Genomic DNA, 13,963 nt, shown 5'->3' with positions numbered 1-13,963 from the left:
CAAGACTTCAGATCCGGCGCGTTGGGTGAGGCCTCAAGATGGTTCAAGTGTTGCGCTTCCTGGTCGTGCGCATTCTGGCCGCGCTGCCCATCCTGTTCACGCTCAGTGTCGTGACCTTCGCCATCATTCAGGCGCCTCCTGGCGACTATGGCGACTACATCCGATCCATGCTCATCAATCAGGGCGGCGCGACCGCCGACGAGGCCGAGGCTCAAGCCAACGCCTATCGCGAGGCAAACGGCCTCAATGACCCGCTGCCGGTGCAGTATCTCAACTGGATGGGCGGCATCCTCACGCGCTTCGATTTCGGCCACTCGCTCTACTACAACAAGCCGGTTGGCGACGTTGTCGCCGAGCGCTTGCCGCGCACCATCCTGCTGGCGCTGACCTGCCACATCCTCGCGTCCGTCATCGGCATCTCGCTGGGGATTGTCGCCGCCACCCGTCAATACAGTTGGGTGGATACCCTGCTGGGCGTCTTCTCATTCCTCGGTATGACCATACCCAGGTTCCTGCTGGCGCTGATCATCATCTACATCCTCGCCTTCAAGTTGAACGTGCAGGAGATCGGTAGCTTCTTTTCGGCGAAATATGGTGGCGCGCCGTGGAGTTGGGACAAGTTCGTCGATCTCGTGAGTCACGTCTGGCCGGTGGTCTTCATCGCCACCTTCGGCGGCCTCGCCTACAACATGCGTGTGATGCGGGCGAACCTGCTCGACGTGCTCAATGCGCAATACGTGGAAACCGCCCGGGCCAAGGGCCTGTCTGAAGGCGCGGTCATTCTCAAGCACGCCGTTCCGAACGCGCTCCATCCTCTCGTCGCCTATCAAGGCGTTGTGCTGCCCTACATGCTGACTGGCGAAATCGAAGTCGCGATCGTCTTCGGCCTTGCCACTGTCGGCCCTGCGATCGTGGGTTCGATGGCTGTGGGTGACGTCTATGTCACCGCGACCTTCATGATGGTGCTCGCGGTGACGCTGATCATCGGCAACATAATTGCCGATCTTCTGCTGGTGGCGCTGGATCCGCGCGTACGTCTTGGCGGGGGAGCACGCGAATGAGCGAGGTAACACACAAGCCCGAAACGGCCGCCCCGGCGCCCGCCGTATCTGCGCGCTTTGCCTATGGCAACGAGACCTACGCCGCCCTCGTCTGGCGTCGCTTCCGCCGCTCTACAATGGGGATGATCGGCCTGGTTCTCGTCGTTGCGCTGATCCTGATGGCGATCTTTGGCGACTTCTTCGCGCCCATGGATCCCAAGCGGACCGAGATCGGCTTCGCGCCACCTGACCATATCGAGTTTACGGCACCGGACGGCGGTTTCAGCCTGATCCCGTACATCTACCCAATCGTCGAGACCGGCGAATTTGACCCGATCACCTTCCAGCCGCTAACGGGTGCCGACCGCAGCAACCCGACGGTGCTGGGGTTCTTCGTCAAGGGCCACAAGTACAATGTGCTGGGCCTGATCCCGAGCGACACCCACTTCTTCGGTTCAGTTGATGGTCGTCCGATTCACTTCCTCGGTACCGACAAGTTCGGCCGGGACATCCTGTCTCGCGGCATTATCGGCTCACAGATCACGCTGACCATCGCGCTTGTGGTGGTGCTGCTCACCTCGGTGATTGGCACGTTTGTCGGCATCTTCTCAGGCTACATGGGGGGCAGGATCGACGTTTGGGTGCAGCGCTTCGTCGAGTTCGTGCTGGCGTTCCCACAACTGCCGCTCTACCTCGCCCTGACCTCGCTGATCCCAGTAACGGCACCGTCGAACGTGTTCATCGCGTTCGTGATCGGTCTGATGTCGGTGCTGGGCTGGGCGCAACTGAGCCGCGAAGTGCGATCGAAGACTTTGGCACTGGCGCGGATCGAGTACGTCAGGGCGGCGATCGCAGTCGGCTCGTCGGACATGCGGATCATCACCCGCCACATCCTGCCCAACGTCTCGAGCCACCTGATCGTCGCGGTCACCATGGCAATCCCCGCCGTCGTGCTGCTCGAGAGCTTCCTTGGTTTCCTGGGCTTTGCCGTTAAGCCGCCTCTGATTTCCTGGGGCCTGATGCTCCAGGATACCGGTACGTTCTCGGTGATCGGCTCCTATCCCTGGATCCTTTCGCCCGTGATGTTCGTCCTCATCACAGTGTTTGCCTTCAACGCGCTCGGCGACGGCCTTCGCGACGCTATTGACCCCTATTGAGGCCATGACCATGACCGATAGCAACGAAGACCTGAGCCCACCCGAACGCTACGATCTGGGCGCCCATGGACGCGAGCTCATCCTCGACGCCCGCAACCTCGCCGTCGATTTCAAGGTCGAAGGCGGCATCGTCAACGCCGTCCGCGACGTCTCGTTTCAGCTCCACAAGGGCGAGACCATCGCCATCGTGGGCGAGAGCGGGTCGGGCAAGTCGGTGACGGCCCGCACCATCATGCGGCTGCTGACCAAGCGGGCCAAGATCGGCAAGAACTCGCGCATTACCCTGTCGGGCAAGGACATCCTGGGGCTGTCCGATGCGGGGATGCGGAAGCTCCGTGGCAATGATCTGACAATGATCTTCCAGGAGCCGATGAGTTCGCTGAACCCGGTTTATACCATCGGCCAGCAGCTTTGCGAGGTGCTGCACCTGCACAACAAGATGAGCCGCGCCGAGGCCATGGAACGGGCGCGCGTGCTGCTCGAGGAGGTGCAGATTCCGGAGCCCGAAGCGCGTCTGCGCCAGTATCCGCATCAGATGTCGGGCGGCCAGCGTCAGCGCGTCATGATCGCCATGGCGCTGGCCAATCGGCCCGACGTGCTGATCGCCGATGAGCCGACCACCGCGCTCGACGTCACGGTGCAGGCGCAGATCCTCAACCTGATCAAGGATCTTAAGGCCAAGTACGGCATGGCCGTGATCCTCATCACCCACGACCTGACCATCGTCCGGCAGTTCTCGGACTACGTCTATGTCATGCAGAACGGCCGCGTGCAGGAGCACAACACCACCGAGGCGCTGTTTTCCAATCCGCGCCACGCCTACACCAAGCACCTCTTGGCTTCAGAACCCAAGGGCTCGGCCAAGCCGATCGCGGCGGACTCGCCGACGGTGCTTGAGGGCAAGAAGGTCAAAGTCGCCTTCACTCTCAAGCGCGGCGGTTTCCTCAGCCCGGATTTCTTCGAACTTGTCGCTGTCGACAGCCTCGACCTCAAGCTTCAAAAGCATGAGACGCTGGGTCTTGTGGGCGAAAGTGGCTCGGGCAAGACTACTTTCGGGCAGGCACTGATCCGCCTCATCGGCACCCAAGGCGGCGAGATCTACTTCAATGGCGAGGCGATCCACACCAAGGACCGGCAGGCGATGCGGCCATTGCGCAGCCGCATGCAGATTGTCTTCCAGGACCCCTTCGCCTCGCTCAACCCGCGCATGTCGGTGCGGCAGATCATCGAAGAGGGCCTGATCGTCAACGGCCTCGGCGGCAACAGCCGCGAGCGCGGCGACCGCGTCCGTGAAGCCCTCCGCGATGCTGGGCTGCCCGACACCATCCTGCAACGTTTCCCGCATGAGTTCTCGGGCGGCCAGCGCCAGCGTCTCGCGATCGCACGTGCCATTGCGCTTGAACCAGAGTTCATTCTGCTCGACGAGCCCACCTCTGCGCTCGATCTTTCCGTGCAGGCGCAGATCATCGAACTGCTGCGCAAGCTGCAGGACGAGAAGGGGCTGAGCTACCTGTTCATTTCCCACGACCTCAAGGTGGTGAAAGCGCTTTGCCACCGGGTCATGGTGATGCAGAACGGCAAAATCGTCGAGCAGGGGCTCGTCGCCGACGTGCTCGAACGCCCGCAAACTGAATACACATCACGGCTCGTTAGGGCCGCTTTCGAAATCGCGGCCTGACGGCCACGCTACAGCCTTACGGAGACATTTGATGGCTAATCCCAAGATCACCTTTATCGGCGCAGGCTCGTCGGTGTTCATGAAGAACATCGTCGGCGACATTTTGCAGCGCGAGGCGCTGACCGGAGCCGAAATCCGCCTCATGGACATCAATCCGCAGCGCCTCGAAGAAAGCGCCATCATCGCCGGCAAGCTGGTGCAGACGCTTGGTGTGCCCGCAACCGTCAAGACCTATTCGAACCAGCGTGAAGCCCTAGACGGCACCAATTTCGTGGTCGTCTGCTTCCAGATCGGCGGTTACGAGCCCTCGACCGTGGTCGATTTCGACGTGCCCAAGAAGTATAACCTACGCCAGACCATTGCCGACACGCTCGGCGTTGGCGGCATCATGCGCGGCATCCGTACTGTGCCGCACCTGTGGTCGATCTGCGAGGACATGCTGCAGGTGGCGCCCGATGCGATCATGCTGCAGTACGTGAATCCGATGGCCATCAACACTTGGGCCATTGCCGAAAAATACCCCACCATCAAGCAGGTCGGCCTGTGCCACTCGGTGCAGGGCACCGCGATGGAACTGGCCCACGATCTCGATATTCCCTATGACGAGATCCGCTACCGCTCGGCCGGCATCAACCACATGGCGTTCTACCTGAAGTTCGAACACCGCCAGGCCGACGGTTCCTACCGTGACCTCTATCCCGACCTGGTCCGCGCCTATCGCGAAGGTCGCGCGCCCAAGCCGACTTGGAACCCGCGCTGCCCCAACAAGGTGCGCTACGAGATGCTGACGAGGCTCGGCTATTTCGTCACCGAGAGCTCCGAGCATTTCGCTGAATACACCCCGTACTTCATCAAGGAAGGCCGCGAGGACATCATCGAAAAGTTCGGCATTCCGCTCGACGAATACCCCAAGCGCTGCATCGAGCAGATCGCGAAGTGGAAGACTACGTCGGAAGAATACCGCAAGGCCAACACCATCGAGGTCAAGCAATCCAAGGAATACGCGTCCGAGATCGTCAACTCGGTGTGGACCGGCGAGCCCGGCGTGATCTACGGCAACGTCCGCAACAATGGCGTCATCACCTCGCTGCCCAACAATGCCGCGGTGGAAGTGCCGTGCCTCGTTGATGCCTCGGGCATTCAGCCGACCTATATCGGCGCCCTGCCGCCGCAGTTGACTGCCTTGATCCGCACCAACATCAACGTGCAGGAACTGACCGTCGCGGCGCTCATGACCGAGAACAAGGAACACATCTACCACGCCGCGATGATGGACCCGCACACCGCGGCCGAGCTCGACCTCGAGCAGATCTGGAACCTCGTCGACGACCTGCTCGCCGCTCACGGTGACATGCTGCCGGCCTGGGCGCGCGTGCCGAAAAAGCAGCGCGTCGCCTGATGCTTTGGGGCAGGGCGCTAGCGCCCTGCCTCCCTCTCCCTAAAGCTTGATGGCCAGCGTCACCGCGCCGGCCCCGACCAGCGCAACGCCGACCCAGCCCTGCAGTGTCAGCTTCTCCCCCAGAAACAACACCCCAAAAATCGCCACCAGCACCACGCTGAGTTTGTCGACGGGCGCCACCTGCGCCGCCTGTCCGAGCTTCAGCGCGCGAAAATAGGCGAGCCACGAAGCCCCGGTCGCAAGTCCGGAGAGGACCAGGAACAGCCAGGTCTTTCCCCCGATGCTCCCCAAGGGTTGGAACTTGCCCATCGCCAGCACAATCCCCGTGAGCACGACGAGGATCACCACCGTGCGGATCAGCGTCGCGAAGTCGCTGTCGATATTGGCGATACCGATCTTCGCAAAGATCGCGGTCAGCGAAGCGAACACGGCCGAGAGCAGCGCCCAGAACAGCCAGCTATCCAGCGGAGAACTCATTGCAGTCTCTCACGGAGCGAGATGCCCCTGATCAATACTGCGCCCCGGCCCGCACGGCGGCAAGGAACTCGGCGTGTCCAAGGGCGCGTGTTGATGCGAGCTTGTACTCCTTGACCAGACTGTCATGGGTCTCGCGCGCAAACTTCCGCAATTTCGGGTCCCGCGCCATCTCCGCCTTCGCCACCGCCGGGTCGAGCAGCCCCAGCCCATCAAGCACGGGGTAGTGCAATTGCGTTTCGACATGCGGCAGCCCGAACAGATAGTCCGCAAAGTGCTCGCGCCGCGGCATCTCCGTTCTCCACCGCGCCAGCCGCTCCTTGGTCTCGGGGTGGATGCGATTGGCCCGGACTTCCCGCCAGAACGGCGTGTCCTCACGCTCGGTCATGTAGTGCGTGTTGACGAAGGTCCGGAAATCGTCGACCTGGCGCCCGACCCGGGCGTTGTAGTCATCCCGCAGCTTCTGCGTCATCTGCGCCGGATCGCGGAGATACTGGCCCGCGAACATCATCATCTGTACGATCGTGCCATGGATCGAGGTCGACTCCAGCGGCTCGAGAAAGCTCGAGCTCAGGCCGACCGCCACGACATTGTTGATCCACGCCTTCTCCAGCCGGCCGATCTGGAAGACGATATCACCGCGCACGTCGACCTTCCGGCCAAGCACCCGCTCGATTTCTGCATGGGCTTCGTCCGGCGTTCGGAATTCGTCTGAGTAGACATAGCCGCACCCGAAGCGCGTCTGCGTCGGGATCTGCCACATCCAGCCCGCTTCCTGCGCCCAGGCGCGGGTGTAGTTGGGGATTTCGTCGCCCGGGGCGATATCGAGCCAGAAGGGCAGTGCCCGGTTCACCGGCAACTCATGCGCATAAGAAACCCAGCCCGCCTGCATTTCCTTGAGGATCAGCCGCTTGCGGAAGCCGGTGGCGTCGATGAAAAAATCCCCGGCCAGCCGCTCGCCATCCTCAAACACCAGCGCCGTGATATCGCCGCTGACAGCGTCCCGCTCCACCGTGCTCAGCACGTTGTCGACGATCTCAACGCCCTGCGACTTGGCCTTGAGGAACTCGCCCACCAGTGACTGGTCAAAGTGGTAGGCCGGAATGAACGGGCCGAGCGGGATCAGGCTGCCGTCATCCTTCTTCGCCCACGGTGCTTTCTTTTTTTCGAGCAGCGGGCCGAACAGGTGCATGTCCTGCACCTTGTGCCCCGCCGATACCGCATAGACGTTGAGATAGTCGGATGGCGCGCCGGGCGGGGCTTTCACCACCTGGTGCGGGTCATCGATCGGGCCGTAATAGGTAAAGCCCTTGCGCCGCCAGTCCTCGTGCCGGATGCCGAGCTTGTAGGTGGCTTCGGTGGCGCGGAAGAATTCGAAGATATCGATGTTGAAGTGGCGCAGGAACACGTGGAACGCCGCAGTGGTTGCTTCGCCGACCCCAACAGTGGGGATCTTCGTCGATTCGACGACGGTTACCTTCGCGTCGAGCTTCAGGCGCTTGATGCTGTCCTGGATGATGAACGCGCTGATCCAGCCGGCCGTGCCGCCACCGACGACGACGAAATGCGATTGTCCCGCCATTGCCTTAACTCCTTCTCCCTGAGTGAGTTAAGGCGACGGCGCCCCTTCGCGCAAGCGATGAAGCACAAGGGAAAGTCCGGTTTGTTAAGCCACGCTGTAGATGCGCTCGGCGTTGCGATATAGCAGCTTGGCGCGTTCATCTTCGCTGGCGCCGGCGATAATCGCCTCTGTCGCCTTCACCCATCGCGTCAGGTCCGCGAACAGAGTCACCACCGGATGATCGCTGCCCCAGACCACCCGGTCCCAGCCGAAGGTCTCGATCACGAACTCGACGTAGGGCTTGATGTCATCGACGGTCCAGGTGGCATCCACGTTGGAGAGGATGCCCGAGACCTTGCAGGCGACATTGGGCAGTTCGGCTATGGCCTCCATCCGGGTCGTCCAGCTTTCCCACTCCCGGTCGGCGACCTTGGGGTTACCGCAGTGATCGAGAATGAACTGGGTGTCAGGGCAGGCGCGGATCAGGGGTGGCGCGAAGGGGAGTTCGTGGCTCTTGACGCAGATATCGAAGTTCATCCCGTAGCGTGGCAATAGCTTGATATTGTTGATGAACGTCTCAGTGGTCGAGAGCTCCGGTGGCTGAAACTGCAGCAGCCGCCGGATGCCTTTTACGCCCCCAAAGGCCGCCATCTTGTCGAGGTGCGCCGGGAAATCCGCGTGCTCCGGGCGGCCATTGGCGATGGCGCCGACGATGCGGTCCAGCCCCAGCACAAACTCGGTTTCCCCTGCGATATCGCTCTCGGCGACATCAACCTCCATGTGGAGTGCTGCCTCGATCCCAAGTGGTGCCGCTTCGGCCCAGTAGGCCTCGATGCTCCAGGGCCTGTTGATCTCCGGCGCGTTCGCGAGCCAGGGGTACGAGAACCGGTCGGGGTAAACGAGGTGGAGGTGGGTATCGAGGATTCGCATAGGTTGGCCTGGGTCTCTGAACTAAGCGGCAACGTTAGCATAGGCCGTTCGAAAGACGACGGAAGTCAGCCAATAGTCGGGCAGAAGCTGTGGCTTAGCCGGTCCGGCGCCATACTCAAACGAAGTGAGCTGCCATTTTCCACTTGGGGAATGGTCTTTTATTGGTATCATACCGCGAGAAGGAGTTCCGCATGTCTCGTCGGCTCGATGCGATGGCCAAGCCGCTTGTGCACCACCATTTTGGCGCACCGATAATTTCGGTTGGCTGTCATGGCTGATGCCCGCGGAGCTTTGTTTGGCACCGGTCCGGTGGTCCTGCCGCAGGGCGGGCCGCTCTACCTTCAATTGAAACGCTGGATCGAGGATGCCGTTACCCGCGGGACGATCCAGCCGGGCGACGCGCTGCCGTCAGAGCGCGATCTCGCCACCAAGGTCGACGTCTCCCGTGTGACCGTACGCAAGGCCGTGCAGCATCTGGTGCGCGATGGCATCCTGGTGCAGCGCCATGGGTCTGGTACTTTCGTTGCGCCGCAGCCGCATCGCTTCGAGCAGTCGCTGAGCCAGCTGACCTCGTTCGCCGAGGATATGGCCCGCCGGGGCATCGCCGTGCGGTCGGTCTGGCTCGATCGCGGCCTCTATGATGCGAGTTCCGAGGAGACCATGGCGCTTGGTCTTTCGCCCAACGAGCGCGTGGCCCGTATCGAGCGTCTGCGCATATCCGGGGACACGCCGCTGGCGATCGAGCGCGCTTCGCTGTCATCCTCGATTTTGCCTGACCCGGGCGAAGTCGGCACTTCGCTCTACACGCACCTTGAGCGCAGCGGAAATCGGCCGGTTCGCGCCATTCAGCGCATCCGCGCCGCCAACCTGGGCGAGGCCGATGCCAAGCTTCTCGAAATCGCCGAGGGCGCAGCGGCGCTTCACATCGAGCGGATCGCCTACCTTGCCTCGGGCAGGGCCGTCGAGTTCACACGTTCAGTCTATCGCGGTGACACCTACGACTTCGTCGCCGAACTCAGAGTTGGGGAAGGAACCCGCAAGTGACCAATGCCAGCTACATGCGCCAGGAAATCGAAGAGATTCCCCTAGCCATCCGACGTTTGCTGGATGACGGACGCGAGACTTTCGCGAAAGCTGGCGTAGCGCTGCGCGAAAAGAACCCGTCGACCATCGTTACCATCGCCCGCGGCTCGTCCGACCATGCGTCGTCGTTTCTGAAGTATGCCATTGAGCTCCTCGCCGGGGTTCCCGTTGCCTCGGTTGGCCCATCGATCGTTTCGATATACGGGCGCGAGCTCAAACTCTCGCATGCTGCCGCGATCTGCATTTCGCAGTCAGGCAAGAGCCCGGATATCGTCGCCATGGCCCAATCGGCCAGGAAAAACAGCGCCCTGACCTTTGCGCTGACGAACACCCCAGACTCGCCGCTCGCTGCGGCCTCCGACCTCACTATCGCCTTGCGCTCAGGTGAGGAAAAGAGCGTTGCGGCGACGAAGACGTTCATTGCCTCGATTGTCGCGGGTCTGGCCGTCGTTGGAAACTGGTTGGAAGACAAGGCCTTGCTGGCGGCTCTGGAATCTTCGCCGCAGCTTTTCGAACAGGCCATCGCCTGTGACTGGTCGCCGCTGATGGGCGCGCTCGACAAGCACCAGTCGCTCTACGTGCTCGGGCGCGGCCCAGGCTTCGCCATCGCGTGCGAAGCAGCGCTCAAGTTCAAGGAGACCTGTGGGATCCACGCGGAGGCCTACAGCTCCGCCGAAGTCGTGCACGGTCCGGCGCGAATCGTCGAAAACCATTTTCCGGTGCTGGCGCTCGCCGCGCGTGACGCGGCCGAGAGCTCGATTGCCGAGATTGCTGAACGGCTGGCAGGGCAGGGCGCGAGGGTGTTCATTACATCGGTCAATGCCCAGAAGGCCGAGCGGCTTCCCTTCGCGGCGTCCGGCCACCCCATAACGGACGCGCTTGCCCTTGGTGTCACTTTTTATGGTTTGGTCGAAGCGTTGTCCCGCCGTCGCGGCTTCGATCCCGATCGTCCCCCGCACCTCAACAAGATCACCCAAACCGTATGACCCGTCATGATCCGACAGGCTTTCACTGCCGACTGGATATTGACGGCGAGGGCTGGGACGAGCGCTCGGTGGTGGTTGTGCGCGCCTTCACCAACTGACCTGCCCGTTCTTGCAGGCTTACGTCGCGTCGCGACGCTGCTATCGTTGCGCCGGCAGGGGGGAATCGCATGCAGATCGGTGTTCTGGGGACTGGACAGGTTGGTCAGACGCTCGGCGGCAAACTGGTCGCACTGGGGCATTCTGTCATGATGGGCGCCCGCAGCGCCGACAACGAAAAGGCTCTGGCCTTTGCGGCGAGGACCGGCGGCCAGACCGGCACATTTGCCCAGGCGGCTGAGTTCGGCGAGATCGTCATTCACGCGACCCGCGGCGACTCAGCGATAGAAGTGCTGACTGCTGCTGGGGCGGCCAACCTCGCCGGGAAGCTCTTGATCGACCTTTCGAACCCGCTGGATTTCTCGAACGGCTTCCCGCCATCGCTCTCCATCTCGAACACGGATTCGCTGGGGGAACTGATCCAGCGGACGTTTCCGGACGCACTGGTGGTCAAGACGCTGAACACTGTCACCGCCTCGGTGATGATCGACCCGGCCTCGGTTCCTGGCCCGCATACGGTGTTCGTTTCGGGCAATGACAAGGGTGCCAAGGGCCGCGCGATGGATCTGCTGCGCAGTTTCGGCTGGCAGTCGATCATCGATCTTGGCGATATCACCTCCGCCCGCGCCACCGAGCAGATGTTGCCACTATGGGTCAGGCTCTACTCGGTGCTTGGGACGGGGCAGTTCAACTTCGCCCTGATGAAGGCTTAGCCGCGCCCGATATAGGGCATGCTGGACGCCATCACGGTCATGAACTGCACATTGGCCTCAAGCGGCAGCCCCGCCATATAGAGGACAGCGTCGACAACGTGCTTCACGTCAAAAGTCGGCTCCGGCATCATCGTGCCGTTTGCCTGCAATGACCCGGTGGTCATCTTCGAGGTCATATCGGTGGCCGTGTTGCCAATATCGATCTGCCCGCAAGCGATGCTGAACGCCCTGCCATCGAGCGAGATGGCTTTGGTCAGGCCAGTGATCGCATGTTTGGTGGCAGTGTAGGCGGCAGCGCCGGGCCGCGGCACATAGGCCGAAATCGAGCCATTGTTGATGATGCGGCCGCCCTGCGGGCTCTGATCGCGCATCGCCCGGAACGCTTCTCGGGCCACATAGAACGCGCCATTGAGGTTGACGTTGACCATGTCCTGCCAGGACGTGATGTCGGTGTCCCCAAAGCTCGCCTGCGGCATGAACTTGCCGGCATTGTTGAACACCACGTCGATGCGGCCGAGCTTGGAACGTACGTCGCTGAAGTAGCGGTGCACAGCGGCGGGATCGGTGACGTCGCAGACGCCCGAGTAGCGGGCGCCGGCGAGCGTTGCGGTTTCGTTGAGTTCGGCTTCGCGCCTGCCCAGGATGGCGACACGATAGCCGGCCTTGCCAAGGCCAATCGCGGTTGCCCGCCCAATGCCGGACGTTGCGCCGCTGACAACGGCTACCTTCACTTCAGTCATCTGGTTATCTCACCCCATTTTTCGTTCATATGGGCGGCAAGATGCGGCAGAGACAAGGCAGACCATCGGCTAGGCTTCGTTTGACAGCCCAACTGCCGTAGCTATGGTCGCCCCGACCAACGACGACGAACCCATGTCCAAACCGCCAAAACCCAATCGTCCCGGCACTAACCTGCCGCAACGCGCTCCGATAGCTGACGTGCTGCAGGATGGCTTGCGACTGCACCAGGCGGGCCGTGGCGACGAGGCGGCACGGCTTTATGAGCAGGTGCTGGCGCGCGAACCTTTGCAGCCGGCAGCCAACCACCTGCTCGGGCTGGTTCGGTTGCAGCAGGGAAAGCCCGACGATGCAGTTCGCCTGATTAGCCGCGCCACCAGCGTGAATAAGAGTGACCCGCAGTACTTCGCCAATCTCGGCGCAGCCCTCAATGCGGCGGGGCGCCCGGCCGAGGCAGTCGAGGCGCTGGACCGCGCGATTGCATTGAAGCCAGCGTTTCCGGGGGCGCATTCTAATCGCGGCATGGCGTTGAAAGCGCTGGGGAGGCTGGATGACGCCGCAGCCAGCTACCGGCAGGCTGTGTCATTGGCGCCTGCGGAGCCGGGCTTTTACCTCAACCTCGCGAACGTCCTTGGCGACTTGAGTGAACTCGATGCAGCAGAGAGTGCCTATCGTGAGGCGCTGCGGCTGCGCCCGGTCTATCCGGCTGCGGTCGCCGGTCTCTCTGGGGTCCTTGACCTCCTCGGCCGACCGGAAGACGCACTGACGGTAAGCGCCGAAGCTTTGGCCAAGGCGCCGAACGAGGCCGATTTTCACTATTGGAAGGGTCGCGCGCTCTACCGGCTCGGTCGGCTCAAAGAGGCTCTGGCGGCTTCCCAGCGCGCGCTGCAACTGCGGCCAGCGTTTGGCGAAGCGCACTTCCACGCTGCCCATATGCGGCGGTGGTCGGCAACTGATCACGGGATCGCGGCGATGGAGGCGATCTACTCGAACGCCGCTGCGCCAGTTGACGATCGCGTCTATACCGGTTTTGGACTCGCCAAAGCGCTGGGCGACGCTGGGGACCACGAGCGCTCGGTGACGACATATATAGGCGTCAATGCACTGCATCGGCCGCGGCTGAATTTTTCGCTCCCGGCTGTGGAGGCGGATTTTGCCCGACTGGTCGAGATGTTCAGCGGCGCGGCGGGCAATCAAGCCAGCGATTCTGTAGAAGACTCGCCGATCTTTGTGGTCGGGCTGCCACGCTCGGGCAAGAGCACCGTGGAATCAGTGCTCGCCCGGCATGCCGACGTCTACGCCGCCGGTGAGCAGCGCCTCTTGAGCCGGTTGGTGGATCGATACGGTTCAGGCGGTCCTGAGGGTTTGCGGCAGATTGGCGTCGAATACGCCAGATTCGGCCGCGAACTGGGCGGCGGCAAGCGCATCATCGACACCATGCCGCCTAATTTCCGCCTGCTCGGCTTCATTCGCGCGGCTCTCCCCAATGCCCGGGTGATCCACTGTGTTCGCGATTCTGGCGACCATGCCGTCGCGATCTTCGAGAAATTCCTGCCACGCTCTGGCTATGAGTTCGCTTCCGATCTCACTGAGATCGTCGCGTATCATCGCGCCTATCGCAAACTGATGGCGCAGTGGCACAGCCTGTTTCCGGGCTTCATTCTTGATGTGGACGTGGCGACGCTCTCCGGACAAGCAGCAAAGCCGGTCGCGGATTTGCTAGGGTTTGCGGGGCTTCCATGGGACCCGGCGTGCCTGGCAGTGGTAGAATCCGAGCCGCAGCTCGGAAACTGGACGGCTGAAATGCGCGCTGCAAATTGGGCGGCGCACAGGGCTGAGTGGATGCTGCGGCACCCTGAGCTATGGGCGTGAGAGCCATCTTTCAGAGCTTTGCAGGGCGCAAAGGCCTGATTGGTAAGGTGTTGTTCACACGGGTTAACACTTGGTTTTCAAACCTGTGCTGAATCTGCAACAGCCACATCGCAACCACGTTGCCCGTGCCCAATTTCGGCCATTCTGCGATTGCGCCCAGTCAAGGCATGCGTAGAGTGGGTCTTGCGAATCCATGCATGGGATCGTTTGTCGGTCGCAAACGCGTCGACAACACA

12 protein-coding genes are annotated in these 13,963 nt (G+C 62.0%); 8 read left to right on the top strand and 4 right to left on the bottom strand.

What is annotated here, in order from left to right; all coding sequences use genetic code 11:
- Window positions 1-47 precede the first annotated feature (47 nt).
- From ACO06J_RS08695 to ACO06J_RS08680, 4 genes are read left to right on the top strand one after another with little or no spacing between them, the layout of a single operon-like run.
- A complete protein-coding gene (locus ACO06J_RS08695) occupies window positions 48-1,061 on the top strand; it encodes an ABC transporter permease (protein ID WP_421760303.1) in 1,014 nt (337 codons plus the stop codon).
- Window positions 1,058-2,197 (top strand): ABC transporter permease, encoded by a 1,140-nt coding sequence (locus ACO06J_RS08690; protein WP_421760302.1) that lies wholly within the window; start codon window positions 1,058-1,060, stop codon window positions 2,195-2,197. The genes ACO06J_RS08695 and ACO06J_RS08690 overlap by 4 nt, the downstream gene beginning before the upstream one ends.
- Before the next feature lie 4 nt (window positions 2,198-2,201).
- Window positions 2,202-3,875 carry an ABC transporter ATP-binding protein gene (locus ACO06J_RS08685; RefSeq protein WP_421760301.1) on the top strand — a complete coding sequence of 558 codons (1,674 nt, stop codon included), beginning with the start codon at window positions 2,202-2,204 and terminating at the stop codon, window positions 3,873-3,875.
- A 28-nt stretch (window positions 3,876-3,903) separates the two neighbouring features.
- Entirely contained in the window at window positions 3,904-5,274 is a 1,371-nt protein-coding gene (locus ACO06J_RS08680) for an alpha-glucosidase/alpha-galactosidase (RefSeq protein ID WP_421760300.1), read from the top strand.
- Window positions 5,275-5,313: 39 nt separating this feature from the next.
- On the opposite strand, the gene ACO06J_RS08675 is transcribed toward ACO06J_RS08680, so the two are convergent.
- The 3 genes from ACO06J_RS08675 to ACO06J_RS08665 form a co-directional block, all read right to left on the bottom strand.
- Window positions 5,314-5,751 carry an EamA family transporter gene (locus ACO06J_RS08675; protein ID WP_421760299.1) on the bottom strand — a complete coding sequence of 146 codons (438 nt, stop codon included), beginning with the start codon at window positions 5,749-5,751 and terminating at the stop codon, window positions 5,314-5,316.
- Between the two features lie 31 nt (window positions 5,752-5,782).
- Window positions 5,783-7,330, bottom strand: a complete 1,548-nt coding sequence (locus ACO06J_RS08670; protein ID WP_421760298.1) for a tryptophan halogenase family protein — start codon at window positions 7,328-7,330, stop codon at window positions 5,783-5,785.
- Window positions 7,331-7,414: 84 nt separating this feature from the next.
- Entirely contained in the window at window positions 7,415-8,239 is an 825-nt protein-coding gene (locus ACO06J_RS08665; RefSeq protein ID WP_421760297.1) for an amidohydrolase family protein, read from the bottom strand.
- Window positions 8,240-8,509: 270 nt separating this feature from the next.
- Between ACO06J_RS08665 and ACO06J_RS08660 the strand changes: the two genes are divergently transcribed.
- The 3 genes from ACO06J_RS08660 (at window position 8,510) to ACO06J_RS08650 (ending at window position 11,117) form a co-directional block, all read left to right on the top strand.
- Window positions 8,510-9,283, top strand: coding sequence for a GntR family transcriptional regulator (locus ACO06J_RS08660; RefSeq protein ID WP_421760296.1), 774 nt, complete (start codon window positions 8,510-8,512; stop codon window positions 9,281-9,283).
- Between the two features lie 14 nt (window positions 9,284-9,297).
- On the top strand, window positions 9,298-10,308 hold the full coding sequence (locus ACO06J_RS08655) for an SIS domain-containing protein (RefSeq protein ID WP_421762475.1): 1,011 nt from the start codon (window positions 9,298-9,300) through the stop codon (window positions 10,306-10,308).
- 167 nt (window positions 10,309-10,475) lie between these two features.
- Entirely contained in the window at window positions 10,476-11,117 is a 642-nt protein-coding gene (locus tag ACO06J_RS08650; protein ID WP_421760295.1) for an NADPH-dependent F420 reductase, read from the top strand.
- Here ACO06J_RS08650 and ACO06J_RS08645 read toward each other — a convergent pair.
- The gene (locus ACO06J_RS08645) at window positions 11,114-11,857 is read right to left on the bottom strand and encodes an SDR family oxidoreductase (RefSeq protein WP_421760294.1); all 744 of its coding nucleotides are present in this window, start codon (window positions 11,855-11,857) and stop codon (window positions 11,114-11,116) included. The two genes, ACO06J_RS08650 and ACO06J_RS08645, sit on opposite strands and share 4 nt — an antisense overlap.
- Before the next feature lie 133 nt (window positions 11,858-11,990).
- Here ACO06J_RS08645 and ACO06J_RS08640 point away from each other — a divergent pair, with 133 nt between their 5' ends.
- Complete coding sequence (locus ACO06J_RS08640) at window positions 11,991-13,727, top strand: tetratricopeptide repeat protein (RefSeq protein WP_421760293.1); 1,737 nt, start codon at window positions 11,991-11,993, stop codon at window positions 13,725-13,727.
- Window positions 13,728-13,963: the final 236 nt, after the last annotated feature.

It is taken from the genome of Devosia sp. (assembly GCF_965229025.1).
Taxonomy (GTDB): Bacteria; Pseudomonadota; Alphaproteobacteria; order Rhizobiales; family Devosiaceae; genus Devosia_A.
The sequence above is the reverse complement of the archived record's forward strand: the minus strand, read 5'-3'. Positions and strand labels throughout refer to the sequence as shown.

Excerpts from the sequence above, each read along its gene's own strand:
- ACO06J_RS08660 (WP_421760296.1), top strand. The coding sequence starts at position 8,510 with ATGGCTGATGCCCGCGGAGCTTTGTTTGGCACCGGTCCGGTGGTCCTG.
- ACO06J_RS08650 (WP_421760295.1), top strand. The coding sequence starts at position 10,476 with ATGCAGATCGGTGTTCTGGGGACTGGACAGGTTGGTCAGACGCTCGGC.
- ACO06J_RS08640 (WP_421760293.1), top strand. The coding sequence starts at position 11,991 with ATGTCCAAACCGCCAAAACCCAATCGTCCCGGCACTAACCTGCCGCAA.
- ACO06J_RS08665 (WP_421760297.1), bottom strand. The coding sequence starts at position 8,239 with ATGCGAATCCTCGATACCCACCTCCACCTCGTTTACCCCGACCGGTTC.
- ACO06J_RS08670 (WP_421760298.1), bottom strand. The coding sequence starts at position 7,330 with ATGGCGGGACAATCGCATTTCGTCGTCGTCGGTGGCGGCACGGCCGGC.
- ACO06J_RS08655 (WP_421762475.1), top strand. The coding sequence starts at position 9,298 with ATGCGCCAGGAAATCGAAGAGATTCCCCTAGCCATCCGACGTTTGCTG.
- ACO06J_RS08675 (WP_421760299.1), bottom strand. The coding sequence starts at position 5,751 with ATGAGTTCTCCGCTGGATAGCTGGCTGTTCTGGGCGCTGCTCTCGGCC.
- ACO06J_RS08645 (WP_421760294.1), bottom strand. The coding sequence starts at position 11,857 with ATGACTGAAGTGAAGGTAGCCGTTGTCAGCGGCGCAACGTCCGGCATT.
- ACO06J_RS08690 (WP_421760302.1), top strand. The coding sequence starts at position 1,058 with ATGAGCGAGGTAACACACAAGCCCGAAACGGCCGCCCCGGCGCCCGCC.
- ACO06J_RS08685 (WP_421760301.1), top strand. The coding sequence starts at position 2,202 with ATGACCATGACCGATAGCAACGAAGACCTGAGCCCACCCGAACGCTAC.